Below are 16,143 nucleotides of genomic sequence, written 5' to 3' on the forward strand. Positions count from 1 at the left end.
TGACCAAGGCGCTTACGCTTTTCAAGTTCTAGTTGGTAGCAAGATAGCTTTGCAGTTCTTTGATCAATTGCTCAGCTCCCTCTTTGCTTAAGACGATTTTTCCATCTGCTAGTGACATATTATCACTGCTGATTGTACCGGTTATGAGGCATGTCAGATCCGGCTGATATTTCTTCAGGATAATCATATCCTCATCAACAAATATTTCGAGCGGATCACTTTCACCAATACTCAGTTTTTTCCTAAGCTCCATCGGAATGACCACTCTGCCAAGTTGATCTGTTTTCCTCACAATTCCTGTAGCCTTCATATAGCATCCTTCCCTTCAAAAAAATTATGGGATGTGGATGTCAGTTCTTTGAATAAATTCTAGCCCAATACAATTATAGCAAAACGAGGCATAATTTTACATTGTTAATGTCTCCGTTTAAGCAATCGGTGATTGACCGTTACAATAATCTATACAGCTTCATCTAAGCATCAAAGTAATCGAATTTGAGTATATTCCAAATACAAAAAGACTAAATTCTCATATTAGAATTTAGCCCCAAATCTTATTTATGGTGAAAAGGACATTTGCCTTCTATCGGTTTACTGTCGTCTCCGATAAAATACATTTTCCATTCTCTATGATCCTGGTCGCCATAATGGCTAATATTAGGGTGCTTTGGCAGGTTGTCCCATTTCTCAACGCGCTCCCTTACCTTTTCCCGAGACATAATTCCGCCCTTTGACGTTCCTTCAAGTCCCTCGAAAATTCGACGAGGCTGGAAACCAAGAACAAGACTATTGCCCAAGTCCCTAGTTTTTCGCTGTTTATAGGCGGGTGCATTTCCGAAAGCAAAAAATGGCTCCCCAGCAAACGAAAATGCCCATAAATGATGGTCAGGATCTTTTGGATAATCTGCAGGCCATGGCTGCGTATCTTTTTCATGTAAAAATTGTAAAACATTCCAAAAATATTCACGATAGTAATCAATTGTTTTTTCTTCCATTTCAGGCTCAACGAATACGAACAATCCATGTCTTATAAGAGGCTTGGAACCATCAAACAATGCAATGAATTCTTCAATAGCACCGGGTAATTGACCCCAATTGTCCCGGCTAATATATGAATAGCGGAGTTCTCCTTTTTTCTCGGCAGACATTCCAAAATAGCAAGGAAACTCTCGATTAGTAACAACATCCCGGAAATTTTTGTATTCTTTTATCACCCATTCAGGCACAAGGTCAGAATTGATCATATCTTCCTTTGTAAACAAATTACTATTGGTAACTGCCATGTTTTACACCTCAAATTAGTTAGTCAGTTACCATTTACCCATTCAATCTCTTAATAAACAAATTGCTTCCTGTCTTTATTTTCACATACCTTCATAAGAAAAAGTAAAAAGCACGCAATCTCAGCGTGCTTTCACCTATAGTTATTGGCTGTATTCGTATTCTTTGTTGCTTTTAATGTGTGGATTTCCACTCAAGGATGCTCGCTTTCCACGTGAAGAATTTTGAAAAAGCCCAACTGCCTGCTAAAACAGCGAAATTATTTTACACCCTGGCTCTGTGTTGTGGAGGAACTATTATTCTTCAATAAAACCTTCAATCCCGATCCAATATCAGATGCAAGAATGTAATTTCTGTCGACAAATACTCCCCACACATTAGATTTTTCAGGGACATATTGTCCAACTTGCACAGGGTTGGCAGTATCTGTGATATCTACTGCATATACTCCCCCTGCATAGTGGGATAAATAAAGTGTATTCCCTTGCACCTTTGGATCATGCACTGTATTCGCGAAGGTAACTCCATCCTCTACGTCATCAACTAAATCAGTCTTGAACTCACTTAGCAATTTAGGATTTGTTTTATCCTTAATATCGAAGATCCTTGTATAGCCATAGGATTGTTCATAACCTTCTTTCGTTGGGTTATAGACTTCCCTTGTCTCAATCAGAACACTTCCTCCTTTTGCGAGGGTAGCCGAGTGTGCGGATCCCTGCTGGTCGGAACCGAAATCAGTACGTCCCAGATATTGAGGGTTTTCGGGATTACTGATATCAAAAATGACGGTTCCCAAATCCCACATGGAGACATACGCATACTTTCCGGTTTCATCTATCATCGTGCTGTGATTGAATACTGGACGGGTTTTTCCGTCAGGAGAATTCCAATGGTATCCGTTAAAATCGTCCGGAATCTCATCGAGTGTTCTTGGGTCAAACTCCCATAGCTTCTGAGGATTCATAGGATCGCTTACATCAACAACCTGGAAGTCCTTCTCCTCCCCACGGCTATAATAGTCAGCATAAGGGTTGGCGGCAAGTACGATTGCGCGGCTCCCCTGCATGGTCAAGTATAACTCATGAGTTCCTCTCGTTTTCTTTGTTACCTCATAGAATCCAAGCTTCTTTGGTTCTGTTGGATTTGTAACGTCATAAAGCAGGAATCCACCTTTTGAATCTGGGTTTTTACTATCTAGTTGCTGTACACTTACCACAGCAAGATCCCCTTTGAATGAAGGCGTATTGACAGTCTTCACAATTACCTTTTCCTGCCATGTGCCCGGGATATCATTATTAGCGAAAACAGCGACTTCTCGAGGATTTGCAGGGTCTTTCAAATCAAATACCCTTACCCCGCCATTTCCGCCATTTCTTGTGTGAGTTCCAAGGTAGGCATAACCTTTATGTGCATAGACATCAGCAAAACTGTTTTGCTTTCCGTCTGCCCTTACCGTGTTCATTTCAGGAGCGGCTGCTTCATGTAAAAATTGAAGGTTTTTACTGCCCTCCATTTTAGGGACAGAAACGTTGCTATATCCAGCCCTCTCTCCTTTTTCAATATTGACATCCCCAAGTTCGTCATGGGCAAGGACATTAAATGGGACAGAAGAGACCGTCAGAGCACCAGCTAAAATAAGACTCGATAACAAACGTTTTTTCATTATTTAAAACCTCCTTCTATGTATTGAATAACAATATAGCAGAGGTGAAAACTTCGCTTCAAATAAAAAACTGTATTTTTTGTAAATTCAGTTAATTATTCCTAATTATGTAATTCGCTACTATGTCTATGGTAATTATTTCGAAACCCGAATTAGGTAAAATTCCACAAAGCTGGGTTAATCAGTTACCATATCTTCCAGCCTAGAAAACTCTGGTCGAAACCCAGAGATTTTAGTATGATTAAGAAATGTGATTGTTGAATATTTGTTATTTAAAATAGATTAAAGCGAGGATTTTATCATGAGTTTATTGAATGTAGAAAATTTAAGCCACACATTTGGGGACCGTACCCTTTTTAAAGATGTTTCTTTTCGTTTGCTGGCAGAAGACCATGTTGGTCTTGTAGGAGCGAACGGTGTCGGAAAGTCAACATTGATGAATATCATCACCGGGCAGTTAATTCACGATTCTGGTAAAGTCGAGTGGACTCCAGGTGTTGAGTATGGATATCTTGACCAACATACAGTTTTGACACCCGGAAAAACAATACGGGATGTCCTGCGCGATGCTTTTCTTCCTCTTTTTAAAAAAGAAGAAGAATTGAATGAAGTTACTGGGAAAATGGCTGATGCCTCACCTGAAGAACTTGAAAAATTACTTGAACAAATGGCTGAAATCCAGGATGCCTTAGATGCAGGCGGTTTCTACTCCCTTGATATGGAGGTCGAAGAAGCTGCGAGGGGTCTTGGTTTAGACGCAATCGGTATAGACCGCGATGTTTCTGCGTTGAGCGGCGGTCAGCGTACAAAAGTTCTGCTTGCGAAGCTTTTGCTTGAAAAACCAAAGGTGCTCCTGCTTGATGAGCCGACCAACTACCTTGATGTCGAGCATATCCAGTGGCTCACAAAATACCTTAAGGAATACCCTTATGCTTTTATCCTGATTTCACACGACACTGAATTCATGAACCCGGTTTCAAATGTCATTTTCCAGCTGGAATTTTCAAAGCTGACGCGCTATACTGCTACCTATGAAAAATTCCTGGAATTGGCTGAGATTAACAAGAATCAGCATATCAACGCATATGAAAAGCAACAGGAATTCATCAAGAAACAAGAAGATTTCATTGCTAAAAATAAGGCTCGCTATTCAACAACCGGCCGTGCGAAAAGCCGACAGAAGCAGCTTGACCGTATGGAACGGATTGACAGACCCGAAACAGCGGTCAAACCTACTTTCGAGTTCAAAGAATCACGAGCGAGCAGCCGTTATGTATTTGAAGGCACTGACTTTGAAATTGGGTATACTCACCCACTTCTCCCTAAAATGTCTGTTACGATTGAGCGCGGCGAGAAGATTGCGATTGTTGGGATGAATGGTGTTGGAAAGTCGACCCTTTTGAAAACAATGCTTGGAAAAATCCCAGCGTTGAGTGGCAAGATCGAACGCGGTGACTTCCTCTACCCTTCCTACTTTGAACAGGAAGTCAAAGCAGGGAGCATCACTCCGATAGATGATGTCTGGAGTGAGTTCCCGGGCATGGATCAGCATCAAGTACGTGCTGCATTAGCACGTGGCGGCCTGAAGAATGAACATATATCACGTCCGCTGAATCAGCTTAGCGGCGGAGAGCAGGCAAAAGTCCGCTTGACCAAATTGCAGATGCATGAGAGCAACTGGCTGCTATTTGACGAGCCTACCAACCACCTTGACATTTCTGCGAAAGCAGAATTAAAGCGAGCATTGAAGGCTTATAAAGGGACGATTGTCCTCGTTAGCCACGAACCAGATTTCTACGAAGACTGGGTAACAAAAGTCTGGAATGTTGAAGAGTGGGCCGGAAAATAGAACTAGAAGCAATAGGAACCTGACGGAAATTCTCCGTTAGGTTTTTCTTTTAAATAGAGTGCTAAAGGCTCTGTTAAAAACAGTCTTTACTGACTATTAACCACTGCTTGGACACCGAATAGACTCTTCTCCCATAATATTCATATTAAATTTTATCAAAATGTATTGAGTTATCCACTTGTTATTGATAAATTTTATAGGGTACATAAAAATTATTTATAAAGGTGATAAACAAATGAAAAAACTGATTGCATTATTAAGCTTGTTGTTGATCTTTTCCCTTGCGGCTTGTTCTGACAATGGAACAGATGAAGGTCAAAAAGACACAAAAACAGAAACTATTAAAATCGGTGCGATTCCCGATCAGAATGCAGCAGATTTGAACAGGAGCATGGAGGATTTTGCGAAGGATTTGGGAGACAAGACAGGGTTGAATGTTGAATATGTCCCTTCTGTCGATTATTCGGCGCTTGTTACTGCATTTGAACGCGGGGAAATCCAGCTAGCCTGGTTTGGCGGCCTTACTGGTGTACAGGCGAGAAACTTAGTTCCTGAAGCCGAAGCTTTTGCACAAAGACCGATCGATGAAAAGTTTAAATCTGTATTTATTGCCAACAGTGATGTAAAGATTGATACCCTGGAAGATTTAAAAGGAATGTCATTTACTTTTGGCAGTGAAAGCTCGACTTCCGGTCATTTAATGCCGCGCTACTTTATGATGGAAGCTGGCATAGACCCAGATCAGGACCTTGATGGAAAGCCGAACTACTCTGGTTCTCATGATAAAACATATAAGCTTGTGGAATCAGGCGCTTTCCAGACAGGCGCTTTAAATATTTCTGTATGGGAAGCAGCTGTAAAAGAAGGCAAAGTAGATGAATCAAAGGTAAAAGTATTTTATACAACTCCTGAGTACTATGACTACAACTGGACATTAAATAAGATGGATGCCGATACCAAGGCTAAACTCAAAGAGGCTATACTTTCAATGACTTCAGAGGATAATGAAATCATGGAATTATTGCAGACTGATAAATTTATAGAAACGAAGAATGCAAATTACGAAGCAATAGAAAAGGTCGCAAAGCAACTCAAGATCATCAAGTAGGTGGATTTCATGCAAGAAGTAATAAGTCTTAATCAAATAACGAAAATCTATGAGCGGAAGATTGCCTTATCTTCCCTCTCTTTTTCTGTTAATAAAGGAGAATTAGTTGCCCTTATTGGTCCAAGCGGAGCAGGCAAAACTACATTGCTGAACTTGCTGGCAGCCCTTCTTCCACCAAGTCAGGGTGAAATCCTGATAGACGGCCACCCTCTCTCTGAGCTAAAGGACCCTAAGAAGAGAGCAAAAAAAATTGGTATCATTCGCCAACAGTTTGACCTTGTGGGAGAGCTTCCGGTTATCCATAATGTTCTTGTTGGCAGGCTCTCTGAATGGGGTATTTTTAAATCTCTTCTTTCCATGCTGATCCCCCAGGATAAGGGATATGCTGCCCAGGCACTTAGTCGGGTGGGATTGGCAGATAAGTTGTATGAAAAAACTTCTTCCCTCTCCGGTGGAGAACAACAACGAGTAGCGCTTGCAAGGCTTCTTGTCCAAAGTCCTGAAATCGTCCTGGCCGATGAACCGGTTGCCTCACTGGATCCAGCGCGTGCGGAAGACGTCCTCGATCTAATGGTTAAAATCGCATTAGAAGAAAAACAAACACTGATCGCAAGCCTTCATTCAGTCGAATATGCACGAAAATACTTCGATAGATTGATAGCCCTTAAAGATGGTGAACTCTTCTTTGATCTCCCTGCTTCCTCTGTAACTGATGACCATATCCAGAGCCTTTACAAACTAAAGGAGATCTCTTGATATGGATAAAAGGTGGTTCAGCTTTGAGCTGCATAAACGAAAAATTTTAACACTGATCCTATCGCTGGCGTTTATCATGAGTCTATTCTCTGTCGAATGGAAGAGCGACTTGATTCATAACAAGGGGTTCGAGACAGCAAAACAAATTGCGGCAGCATTTTTCACTCCTGATTTGTCCAGTGATATCTTGCTTCTGGCCCTGGAGTCAAGCTGGACTACTCTTTCTTATGCTGCTGCCGGCATGAGTCTGGCGATTATCATTGCTTTTTTATACGGCATTCTTGCCGCAGGAATTGTGGTATCAGAAGGTAACATCAAAAGGTATATACGGCCTTTTTTTAGAGGGCAGCTTGGCTTCATGAGAGCCATTCATGAACTCGTTTGGGCCTGGTTATTCGTCGCCTCGATTGGTCTCTCTCCTTTTGCCGCGATTTTTGCACTGGCTATCCCCTACGGCGGTATCCTTGGAAGAATTTTCGCAGATATGCTTGAGGATATATCACAGGAACCGATTAAAGCTTTGGAAGCAGCAGGCGCTTCAAAGATGCAGACTTTATGGTATGGATACTTGCCAATGGTTAGGTCGAGTATTACCAGTTATGCGATGTACCGATTTGAGTGCGCAGTTCGTTCTTCAGCCATCATGAGCTTTGTCGGCATCGGCGGCCTGGGGTATCAAATTCAGTTGAGTCTTGATGACCTTCATTATGATGAAGTTTGGACTTTCGTTTACTTTTTAATCGCCCTAGTCATCATGATCGATCTCTGGAGCAATCAATTGAGAAAGAGGCTGGTACAATGAAGAAACGGAGAATAAGCTTTGTAACGGTCTCTGTTTATGCTCTTCTGCTACTGGCGGCGGGATCATGGGTATCCATATTTATGGTTGAAAAGGCAAGCTTGTCTTTACTGTTTTCTGAAAAGAATCTTTTTTATGCAGGTAAATTCTTCAAAGGTCTTTTGGGCATCGGAGAAGAAAGTCCGGCTTATCTAAATGCTGAAAACTGGAAGAAAGCACTGGATCTTACACTCGAAACTTTGGTCATGAGTGTGATGGCAACTGGCTTCGCGACAATTGCCGCACTTCTAACGGTTGTCCCCGCAGCACGGAATGTTGCTGACGGATCGCTCACACTGGTAAAAAAATGGCATGGGTGGCTCTCATTTGGTGCTGTTCGCGGGGGCTATATATTTTCTCGAGCAGTCCCGGAGCTTGTTTGGGCAATGATCATCATCTTCATCTTTAAACCTGGAATTTTGCCGGGAGCAATCGCACTTGCTCTTCATAATTTTGGGATACTTGGTAAGCTTTTTGCGGAGGTCATCGAAGATTTAGACTCAAGGCCTGTTCGGAATCTTTCTTCATCCGGGGCAGGACGTTTTCAGCTCTTTTTGTATGGAGTACTGCCATCAGCTCTCCCCCGGTTTCTGACATATATTCTTTACCGTTGGGAGGTCATCATGCGAACGACGATTGTCGTTGGTTTCGTTGGCGCAGGAGGTTTGGGCCAGCAATTCAAGCTGAGCATGAGCTTCTTCCATTATACAGATATTACGCTCTTGCTATTTTTCTATCTTGTTCTGGTATTCGCATCCGACTACATTTCAGAAAAAGCAAGATTTTTCATTAAATAAATCCGGCCCAGTGCGGCCGGATTTTACTTTACAAAATATCAATTTTGCTTAGTCCGTTTTCCATGAAGTATTTTTCATAACGTGCTTTCAGCTGGAAAAGACGATTGATTTTTTGTTCTATAGAATCATTGATACTGACTTCGCGCTTCAAATCGATCGTTGCGAGCTTATGGGTAAGCTGGTCCCAAAAGACATCTTCCTCGTATTCGTCTATAATCGCTTCAACCGTATCTTTAAGGTCTTCGGAAAGATAATAATACTCTTCTTCCTTGTCATAGTAGACTCCGTCACCAGCTTCAAAGTCCCTTGCGAGAGAAAAAATATATTGTTCAAGATCCTCCGCTTTACTCACCAGTTCCTGATTGGCTTCAGTCAGTCCAAGCGGCCAATTTCCAAGCTGTAATAATTTCACAAGTGTCAAATATTGTTCCCTTGAAAGGTCAATTCTCATTTTTAACCCTCCCCTTTCATATGCTTGTTTCATATATATGAAAGAACAATGGCTGGCTTTCCTAAATATAACTCATATTGGAATCTTTTTGTTAACCAGCTCTCTCTCCGCTTACTAGCTGGTATTGATGCTTCTCAAAATAAAAACGGCAAGCCGCTGATTAAGGGCTTGCCGGAATCAATTTGATCCTAGTTATTGATATTGATTGCTTTACCTAATAACTGAATATCTTTATATATCTCGTTTTTCAGTTCCTTATCCTCGCATTGTGCGTACTCATCGAATAAACGGCCAAGTTCTTTTATAAATAACAGATGTTCTTCGACTGCAACCATACAGAGACCCCTTTACACAGAAGATGACCAGTGGCTAATGCTGCGATTCTATTTCTGTTGACCAGAATATTTACCCTTTATAACCTATATCAAACTACCAATTTTTATATTTATATGAGGATACTGTCCACTATATGACAACCAGTTTGTTTAGTGGCCAATCCTTTAAGGTAAGTAATAAGAAGAGACATAAATATTCAGGGGGTAACGACATGTGGATTCAACGACCTTTTTTTAAATACGCAACCGGGACGATTCTGCTGCTTCTTATCATTTTCCTCTTTGGAAAGATAGACTACTTCGTTTGGCCGCTGCAAAACTTTATTATCGCCATTTTCTTTCCTGTTCTGATTTCAGGCCTTATTTATTATATATTGCGGAAGCCTGTTCAATGGCTAGGCAAATTCATGCCAAAAATCGTGAGTATATTGATTGTATTCGCCTTAGTAGCTGGGTTATTTTCAGGATTTATTTATTTTGCGGGATCCTTATTAGGTGGGCAGATCAGTGATTTGACGGAAAACTTCCCTCAAAAGGTAGATGAAATAACGGAAGAATCGAAAGATATCATCAATGATAATCAGTTTAGTTTTATTAATGCGGAGGAAATCAAGCAAAGGGCATTAAGCTATTTAAGCAAGGCTTCACAAAATTTAGGGGAAAATATTATAACAGTATTTTCTGTGATAACCAGTGTCGCGACAGTTCTGGTTGTAGTCCCGTTTCTTGCTTTTTTCTTTCTGAAGGATGATGAAAAATTAAGGCCTTATATTATGAAACAAATTCCCGAAGAACATGAGCAGGAAGGAAATAAAATCTTAAAAGATATAGATAAAACACTATTCACTTATGTAACTGGCCAATTCATCATTGCGCTTGTCGACGGAACGCTTATGTATATTGGATACAAGATTATCGGACTGGATTACGCTCTTATCTTAGCTATATTTACGATGTTTTTTACAGTCGTTCCCTTTCTTGGACCGATCATTGGTGTAATTCCAGCGTTGTTTGTAGCTCTCACTATCAGTCCAATGATGATGCTGAAAGTACTGCTTGTCCTGCTTATCGTGCAGCAGCTTGAAGGGAATCTTGTCACTCCACAAGTGATGGGGAAAAAGCTCAGTATCCATCCTATTACAGTTATCCTTCTGTTAATCGCGGCGGGGTCCTTGTATGGTTTTATTGGAATTCTGATAGCCATACCGCTTTATTCAGTTGTGAAGATCGTTATAAAAGACGTTTGGAAATTTTATAAACTCAGAGGAAAAACAATATAAAACCAAAAGACGGCCAGCACTCTCGCTGGCCGTCTTTGCAATTTAGTTTGTATTAGCTCCGCCATTTTCCAGGCCTGTTAGAATCAACGGCCGAACCGACCCATCTGACAACAGACCACTATGGCTTACTCCGCTGATTTCAACATTCGCTGCCCCGTCAATGATCGAGCTTGTGTATGGATTGATAATTGTATCAGCACTGCTGTAAATTGATGTGTATTGAATTACAGCTGATGTGTCACTTCCATTTGGTGTTTCATCCACACTGTTTAAGTCGTTCAGGAAAGCACTTCCCGGAACCATTTCTCGTGCTCCTTCAGTCCACAACCCAAAATATGAAGAATTCGTTCCGTGATGAGGTGAACCCAATGTGACTACATCATCGACTTTTTGAGCACCCTCCAGATGTTTTACATAGTATCGAGTACTTAGTCCACCCATACTGTGTGCGACTATATCTACTTTTGACGCTTTCGTCTGACGTAAGACGTTTTTCACGAACATTTGCAATTCGTACGCATTGTCAATACTGCTTCCTGTAGTATTTGAGTATTGAATGGCATACAGGTAGTTGGATGGCCATCCCTGGCTAATAAGCCATTGTTTCATGTTATCAAAACTGGAAGATGAACCTGTAAAACCATGGACAAAGACAACAGGATTTTTGTCGGAAGCAGCCGGGACTCTTTTAGCTGCTGCTGCAGGCGAAAATGCGGATAAAAGAAAGACAAGTGAAACTGTAAAACTTATAAAACCGCGCACCATTTTCATAGAAACCTCCTAAAGATTATAATCTATAAATTTTATGGTGGCGCTTTCATAAAATTACCCAATCCTGTTAAATATCATAATTACCATATTTACCCATTACGCAATTGGTCAGCAAACAGGATTCTTTACTCACTTAGTTAAGTTGGGGAAAATCACGAATAAAACTACGTCGATTGGGACATTCTATTTGCGATTCAAAAATTAGGAGGATTTGCCAATGAAACGAATTAGCCTACAGATGCTTATTCTTATTATGACCGTCCTTTTGTTCACTGGGTGCAATACATATACGGATGAGGGAGCAGAAACTTATCAGGTAAATAATGATGGTGCACAAATCCAGAAAATCAACCAGGAGTACACCTCCAATTCATATAACCAAACATCCAGGATTCATGTGGATGAAAATGCGGAGGACCAAGTAGAAATGCTGAATGAAGTTCAAAGTGCAACCGTTATTACCATTCAGAAAAAAGCGTATGTGGCCGTTGTTCTGGAAAATGGGGACACAGATGGAGTTCCAGGTGATTTAAAGGAAAAGATTTCGCAACAGATCAAAGTCACCGATGAGTCAATTACAGATGTTTATGTATCATCCAATGCGAAATTTGTTGTCAGTATGACAGACTATAAAGAGCAGCTTCAAAGCGGAAGACCAATTGTGGGGCTTACTAAAGACTTTAATGCGACAATAGAAGGAAATTTCCCTGGCAGCCGTTAAATAAACAGCCAGGTTCGGCAATTTGTAAGGGCATCGGGACAATACCGATGCCCTTATTGCATTTAAGAAGGCAATTGTGTTCCTCCCCCAATTTCTCCGTTCATAAGCTTTTCATCAATCATTTTATCAAGCCTGATAATGCTTTTCTTAGCTCGCTCATGTTCTATTTTCCTGTAATGGTGCTTTCCGCCTTCTTCTTCGTCTTTTTCATCTGCCCATTTCACTACCTGCTGAAGCGGCGTACGGACAATATCATTTGAAGGCAAAAAAGAATCAGTGTGGAATAGGATTGCTAGTGAAGTGGCTTTCGCCTGTACGGGGTTTTCTCCCAGTCGGATCAGGAGCTTATGTGCTCTTTCTGCTCCTTTTATAGGATGGATATCGTTCTTCCGGTATAGTTCATAGTCCCACTTGCCATTCCTGTACCAGGTGAAATGGCCGATATCATGGAGGAAACCGGCTTTCGCTGCCATATCAACATCTACCTTATGCTCCCTGGCAAGATGGAATGCGTGGTAAGCAACCGCAATCGCGTGGGCCATTCCAGAACGCTTCAAGTATTTCTGGGCTATATGATGTTCAAATATGTCCAAAAGTGTTACATCCCTCATTTCATAACCTCCTTAGCTGATGTGATACCCTCATTTTTATGAATGTTAACAGAAATCTTATCTAAATGCACCTTATAAACTTTCTAACTTATCCTTTCCTAAAATAAAAAGCCGGCAAAGGATTGACTGTTTTCCCTTTGCCAGCTTCTATTAATTCCAGTTTTTCATTTTCATGAGTAAGCTTTCTTTTAACTTTGCTAGGAAAGTTTTCTCCCCTCTAGCTCCTTTTTGTTTATTCCACTCATTGAAGCTGGCAACACTGATTAGGATCGAACCGGCGATCAAGAGGTAACCCCACCAAGGGAGATTTCCCCAGAATGGACGGGTTTGCAGGAGCACATTGAGAAGTAAAACTCCCGCTCCAACAAAGAAATAAGCTTTTACTCTCAGCCACATACCGGCTAGCATTGAAATAAGTGACAGCGACCCAAGAATCAGGGCATCATAAACCGTATTACTTTCCAGGCCATCCTGAATGAGCAAAAGCGAGACCATAATCAATACTGCCCATTGGATATAGCTGGTGATTTGTTTGCTTCTCTCTTTGAAAATAGACCGTACAAAAATCGCAAGAGCCACGAACGGAAGTACATATACTTCCCTTTCCAATAAGGCAGGGATTGTAATCTGCTCTACGGCTGCATAATAAGGAACCAGCAGGTACGCACCTGTGATAAAAAGAATTACACTTTCTCCTCTACCATGAACCCTGTTCCTCTGCAGCCATATCCCTGCTGATAGAAAGAGTCCATGGATAATGAGCGCCCAGAAGGTTTCGCCATTCATTAGTGCTACGGAAACAATGAACAAGAATCCAACTAATGAATAAGCATCCAGGCTTTGCAATCCAAAATTGCCTCCTCTTTCCCAGAGGTTCTTATATTTCCTTCTGCCTGAAAAAATAAGCAAAATTCCAGATCCTGAAAGAATAGCTATATCCCAATACTCATGAAGCTGTGCCTGGAACAAGATTTGGATTGTGCCGTTAAAGATCATTAATAATGGGATCAACGCAGCTAAATCCCATTTCACTCTATGAAGTAAAGCCAATATCGCTGCTGCATAACCAATTGTTATTCCGAAAAGCAGCCAGCTGTATGGATATGCTGCCAGGAAGCTTGCTACTCCTAACATCGAAATCGGAACAAGGTAATATAAAGTTCTTTGTTTGTAATTTGTGGATGACAATACCCAGAATACAAACAACAAAATACTTGTCATCAGGAAGGCGTAGTGGCCTGAATCTGTTTCCGTAAAATAACCGATCCCTGTCTTGATCGCTAAGAACAACGTAGTGAATGCCCCGTATAATAGTGATTTCACTTTCCATTCCTTTTTTACAAAGAAAATACTCGCTGCATAAACTCCTGCTGCAATCAGGTAGCTAAAGGTCGATTCCTCACCGTAGATGATAAACGCAACTGCCATTATTGGAGCGAGATAGACATGGGCAATCCATGAATAAGCGACTGCAAGCCCTCTTCGCTTTTGAAAAAGTAAAGCCGCTGCCACCAGCAATAACCATCCGCCTCCAGGAATGAGTAAAGACTCAATTGTTGTACTAAAATTAAATATCTCTTCATTAATAGAGTCCACTGTGATTAGGTACCAGGCAAGGCTGACTACACCTGATATAAATCCAACCAGGGATTCCTTTGTCATCTTGTAAAGCAAGAGAGACATCAAGATTCCACCAAACCAAATGATTGATTCACCATATATATTTGGTATCGAAGACGTGAATGTGTAAAACAGTCCTGCTGCATAGAAACCATGTGCACTGAAAAATGCATTTTCTGAAAGGATGGTTTCCCTAGTTTTGCCAAGGACAACACCGGAACCTAATAACAGGACTCCCGCGAGCGCGAAATTTCCGGGCATTCCAATAAAATCGCTATAAATGCTAGAATTTATCCGTATTTCCTCCCCGAACGCAGCGGCTGACATACCGAGTGAGATGGGTGCTGCCCATTGAGCAATCAACAGCAATATCGCCCTTCTGTCAATTTTCAACATGACATAAAAAGTATAGCTGGTAAGGAAGAACATCAGTGCCAGCTCCCACCAGTTCAACATGAAAAACGTAACAAGAATCATGGAAAGCATGATCACCATTCCGACATCCCGCGAGCTGGTTTTAATGACTTGAAGATATTTAAGCTTAAGCAGCCAGCCTGCAAGTATGAAGAGTAAGAATCCAATCAAATAACTTGGCAAAACCAGGCTTTCGAAACCTAGCCATTTCCCAATCTGCAAGATGGCTTCAAACATGGCAGATGCAAGAAAAACCGGACTTAAATATTTGAAAATGATATTTCCATTGGTATTCGCAAGATAAATGAAGTTGGCTGAAATGATCAGGTAAGCTGCCATAAGAATAAAGGATGGGTTTTCTGTTTGAATCATCATCCCTTCAGCCGTGATGTATAAAAATGCAAGACCTGATACAACAGCACTAGTAATTTGAAAAGCTTTTTTCAAGGCGTATCTCTCATCCATGAACCTTGGTACGAACAGAAACACTAATCCAAGTAGTGCGTAACCTAGTATGCTTACCTCTGTAAATCGCCAATTTTCAAGAATTTGATATGCACCATATATGAATATAGCGCTGAAAACAAAATGATACTCTTTATGGCCATTTACAAAAATCATCGAAAGATAGACAATAGCTGTCAAAATCAAATTAAAGCCATTGAAAACATGATTGTCATAAAAGAAAAGCATTAGTAAGGTAGATAACACTATGTTGGCCTGTGAATAAAGGGCAAGTTCCTTTGTAAAAAGTGGCAGCTTACCATTCTTTTTAAGCTGATGATAGGCTGCAATCAAAAGTGTATTGAAAATAATCAGGCCAAGGTAAAATCCGTCTGTTTGCAATCCAATCGCTCTCAACAGGTATGCTGCGGCAATGGATGTCGTAATAAACGTAAACCACACAAATAACCTGGAAGACATCCTATTGGCTAGAAACGCATATATCGGGATCAAAACTGAACTGCTGATTGCCCCTAATATGAATCGGCCTTCACCATGGAACGATAAATAAGGACCGAGCAATTCAAACCAGCCTAGTGATAAGGTGAAGATTGGCAGGAAAAGGCTGCCAAGGACTACAAATGCAAAGGCCGTCTTATCTATTTTTATGATCTTGTAGCTAATATAGGCAATACCGTAAAATAAAGCCGAAACAAGTGCGATTGACCCAGCCTTCATCCATGGAGTCATCGTTTCCCAGTTGCTTGTTGCTACAAACAAACCTCCAATCAAAAGCATGATGACACCGATATTCAATGACCAGGAAATATTCCGTTCACGAATTTCTTCTGCTGATTTCCTGGGTCTGACTTTTATTGGACGTGGTTTAGGCTGTTGTATTTGATTCTCCTTCACCGCCATGCTTGCTGATGACTGAACCTCTTTTTGGCTTTCAGGTCCAAAGGCTATAGAATCATTCTTCCTGTTGCTGGCTGCCTCTTTTTCCTGTCGTTCTTTTTCCAGTAAATCAAAGAAATATTCATTATGGGCTTCTGATACACTTTTGTATTCCTCTCGAGAAACATAACCTAATTCTTTTAAATTATAGAGCTCATTACGGAAAATCCTGCGTCTTTCCTCTTTAGGAGCATGTTCCATTTTTATCCCCCATTTCCTCTTTAATCCAACATGAACCATTTAGTGT

At 40.9% G+C, this 16,143-nt stretch carries 15 protein-coding genes; 7 read left to right on the forward strand and 8 right to left on the reverse strand.

Going from position 1 to position 16,143, the window contains the following annotated elements:
* Positions 1-28 precede the first annotated feature (28 nt).
* The 3 genes from DYI25_RS07035 to DYI25_RS07045 all read right to left on the reverse strand — a co-directional run bounded on the left by DYI25_RS07035 (position 29) and on the right by DYI25_RS07045 (position 2,944).
* A complete protein-coding gene (locus tag DYI25_RS07035; protein WP_213367695.1) occupies positions 29-310 on the reverse strand; it encodes an AbrB/MazE/SpoVT family DNA-binding domain-containing protein in 282 nt (93 codons plus the stop codon).
* Between the two features lie 244 nt (positions 311-554).
* The gene (locus tag DYI25_RS07040; protein WP_213367696.1) at positions 555-1,283 is read right to left on the reverse strand and encodes a YqcI/YcgG family protein; all 729 of its coding nucleotides are present in this window, start codon (positions 1,281-1,283) and stop codon (positions 555-557) included.
* Between the two features lie 257 nt (positions 1,284-1,540).
* Positions 1,541-2,944: an LVIVD repeat-containing protein gene (locus DYI25_RS07045; RefSeq protein WP_213367697.1), complete on the reverse strand. Its 1,404-nt coding sequence runs from the start codon at positions 2,942-2,944 to the stop codon at positions 1,541-1,543.
* Positions 2,945-3,245: 301 nt separating this feature from the next.
* Here DYI25_RS07045 and DYI25_RS07050 point away from each other — a divergent pair, with 301 nt between their 5' ends.
* The 5 genes from DYI25_RS07050 (at position 3,246) to DYI25_RS07070 (ending at position 8,292) form a co-directional block, all read left to right on the forward strand.
* Positions 3,246-4,793 carry an ABC-F family ATP-binding cassette domain-containing protein gene (locus DYI25_RS07050; RefSeq protein ID WP_213367698.1) on the forward strand — a complete coding sequence of 516 codons (1,548 nt, stop codon included), beginning with the start codon at positions 3,246-3,248 and terminating at the stop codon, positions 4,791-4,793.
* A gap of 235 nt (positions 4,794-5,028) precedes the next feature.
* On the forward strand, positions 5,029-5,901 hold the full coding sequence (locus DYI25_RS07055) for a putative selenate ABC transporter substrate-binding protein (protein WP_213367699.1): 873 nt from the start codon (positions 5,029-5,031) through the stop codon (positions 5,899-5,901).
* A gap of 9 nt (positions 5,902-5,910) precedes the next feature.
* Positions 5,911-6,657: a phosphonate ABC transporter ATP-binding protein gene (locus DYI25_RS07060; RefSeq protein ID WP_213367700.1), complete on the forward strand. Its 747-nt coding sequence runs from the start codon at positions 5,911-5,913 to the stop codon at positions 6,655-6,657.
* 1 nt (position 6,658) lies between these two features.
* Positions 6,659-7,459 (forward strand): PhnE/PtxC family ABC transporter permease, encoded by an 801-nt coding sequence (locus DYI25_RS07065; protein WP_213367701.1) that lies wholly within the window; start codon positions 6,659-6,661, stop codon positions 7,457-7,459.
* A complete protein-coding gene (locus DYI25_RS07070) occupies positions 7,456-8,292 on the forward strand; it encodes a PhnE/PtxC family ABC transporter permease (protein ID WP_213367702.1) in 837 nt (278 codons plus the stop codon). Before DYI25_RS07065 ends, DYI25_RS07070 begins: the two co-directional genes overlap by 4 nt.
* A gap of 28 nt (positions 8,293-8,320) precedes the next feature.
* Here the strand turns inward: DYI25_RS07070 and DYI25_RS07075 are convergent, their stop codons facing one another.
* Positions 8,321-8,743 carry a hypothetical protein gene (locus tag DYI25_RS07075; RefSeq protein ID WP_213367703.1) on the reverse strand — a complete coding sequence of 141 codons (423 nt, stop codon included), beginning with the start codon at positions 8,741-8,743 and terminating at the stop codon, positions 8,321-8,323.
* A 188-nt stretch (positions 8,744-8,931) separates the two neighbouring features.
* Entirely contained in the window at positions 8,932-9,078 is a 147-nt protein-coding gene (locus tag DYI25_RS07080; RefSeq protein WP_213367704.1) for a hypothetical protein, read from the reverse strand.
* Positions 9,079-9,290: 212 nt separating this feature from the next.
* Between DYI25_RS07080 and DYI25_RS07085 the strand changes: the two genes are divergently transcribed.
* The gene (locus DYI25_RS07085) at positions 9,291-10,358 is read left to right on the forward strand and encodes an AI-2E family transporter (RefSeq protein ID WP_213367705.1); all 1,068 of its coding nucleotides are present in this window, start codon (positions 9,291-9,293) and stop codon (positions 10,356-10,358) included.
* Positions 10,359-10,400: 42 nt separating this feature from the next.
* Here the strand turns inward: DYI25_RS07085 and DYI25_RS07090 are convergent, their stop codons facing one another.
* A complete protein-coding gene (locus tag DYI25_RS07090; protein WP_213367706.1) occupies positions 10,401-11,129 on the reverse strand; it encodes an esterase/lipase family protein in 729 nt (242 codons plus the stop codon).
* A 217-nt stretch (positions 11,130-11,346) separates the two neighbouring features.
* On the opposite strand from DYI25_RS07090, the gene DYI25_RS07095 reads away from it, so the two are divergent.
* Positions 11,347-11,850 (forward strand): YhcN/YlaJ family sporulation lipoprotein, encoded by a 504-nt coding sequence (locus tag DYI25_RS07095; RefSeq protein ID WP_213367707.1) that lies wholly within the window; start codon positions 11,347-11,349, stop codon positions 11,848-11,850.
* Positions 11,851-11,912: 62 nt separating this feature from the next.
* Here DYI25_RS07095 and DYI25_RS07100 read toward each other — a convergent pair whose 3' ends face one another.
* Both DYI25_RS07100 and DYI25_RS07105 read right to left on the reverse strand, forming a co-directional pair.
* The gene (locus DYI25_RS07100; RefSeq protein WP_213367708.1) at positions 11,913-12,461 is read right to left on the reverse strand and encodes an HD domain-containing protein; all 549 of its coding nucleotides are present in this window, start codon (positions 12,459-12,461) and stop codon (positions 11,913-11,915) included.
* 150 nt (positions 12,462-12,611) lie between these two features.
* Positions 12,612-16,097 carry an SCO7613 C-terminal domain-containing membrane protein gene (locus tag DYI25_RS07105; RefSeq protein ID WP_213367709.1) on the reverse strand — a complete coding sequence of 1,162 codons (3,486 nt, stop codon included), beginning with the start codon at positions 16,095-16,097 and terminating at the stop codon, positions 12,612-12,614.
* Between the last annotated feature and the right edge of the window lie 46 nt (positions 16,098-16,143).

Origin of the sequence: Mesobacillus boroniphilus, from assembly GCF_018424685.1 — a bacterium.
Taxonomy (GTDB): Bacteria; Bacillota; Bacilli; order Bacillales; family Cytobacillaceae; genus Mesobacillus; species Mesobacillus boroniphilus_A.

Excerpts from the sequence above, each read along its gene's own strand:
- DYI25_RS07070 (WP_213367702.1), top strand. The coding sequence starts at position 7,456 with ATGAAGAAACGGAGAATAAGCTTTGTAACGGTCTCTGTTTATGCTCTT.
- DYI25_RS07045 (WP_213367697.1), bottom strand. The coding sequence starts at position 2,944 with ATGAAAAAACGTTTGTTATCGAGTCTTATTTTAGCTGGTGCTCTGACG.
- DYI25_RS07080 (WP_213367704.1), bottom strand. The coding sequence starts at position 9,078 with ATGGTTGCAGTCGAAGAACATCTGTTATTTATAAAAGAACTTGGCCGT.
- DYI25_RS07035 (WP_213367695.1), bottom strand. The coding sequence starts at position 310 with ATGAAGGCTACAGGAATTGTGAGGAAAACAGATCAACTTGGCAGAGTG.
- DYI25_RS07105 (WP_213367709.1), bottom strand. The coding sequence starts at position 16,097 with ATGGAACATGCTCCTAAAGAGGAAAGACGCAGGATTTTCCGTAATGAG.
- DYI25_RS07095 (WP_213367707.1), top strand. The coding sequence starts at position 11,347 with ATGAAACGAATTAGCCTACAGATGCTTATTCTTATTATGACCGTCCTT.
- DYI25_RS07100 (WP_213367708.1), bottom strand. The coding sequence starts at position 12,461 with ATGAGGGATGTAACACTTTTGGACATATTTGAACATCATATAGCCCAG.
- DYI25_RS07060 (WP_213367700.1), top strand. The coding sequence starts at position 5,911 with ATGCAAGAAGTAATAAGTCTTAATCAAATAACGAAAATCTATGAGCGG.
- DYI25_RS07075 (WP_213367703.1), bottom strand. The coding sequence starts at position 8,743 with ATGAGAATTGACCTTTCAAGGGAACAATATTTGACACTTGTGAAATTA.
- DYI25_RS07040 (WP_213367696.1), bottom strand. The coding sequence starts at position 1,283 with ATGGCAGTTACCAATAGTAATTTGTTTACAAAGGAAGATATGATCAAT.
- DYI25_RS07090 (WP_213367706.1), bottom strand. The coding sequence starts at position 11,129 with ATGAAAATGGTGCGCGGTTTTATAAGTTTTACAGTTTCACTTGTCTTT.
- DYI25_RS07085 (WP_213367705.1), top strand. The coding sequence starts at position 9,291 with ATGTGGATTCAACGACCTTTTTTTAAATACGCAACCGGGACGATTCTG.
- DYI25_RS07055 (WP_213367699.1), top strand. The coding sequence starts at position 5,029 with ATGAAAAAACTGATTGCATTATTAAGCTTGTTGTTGATCTTTTCCCTT.
- DYI25_RS07050 (WP_213367698.1), top strand. The coding sequence starts at position 3,246 with ATGAGTTTATTGAATGTAGAAAATTTAAGCCACACATTTGGGGACCGT.
- DYI25_RS07065 (WP_213367701.1), top strand. The coding sequence starts at position 6,659 with ATGGATAAAAGGTGGTTCAGCTTTGAGCTGCATAAACGAAAAATTTTA.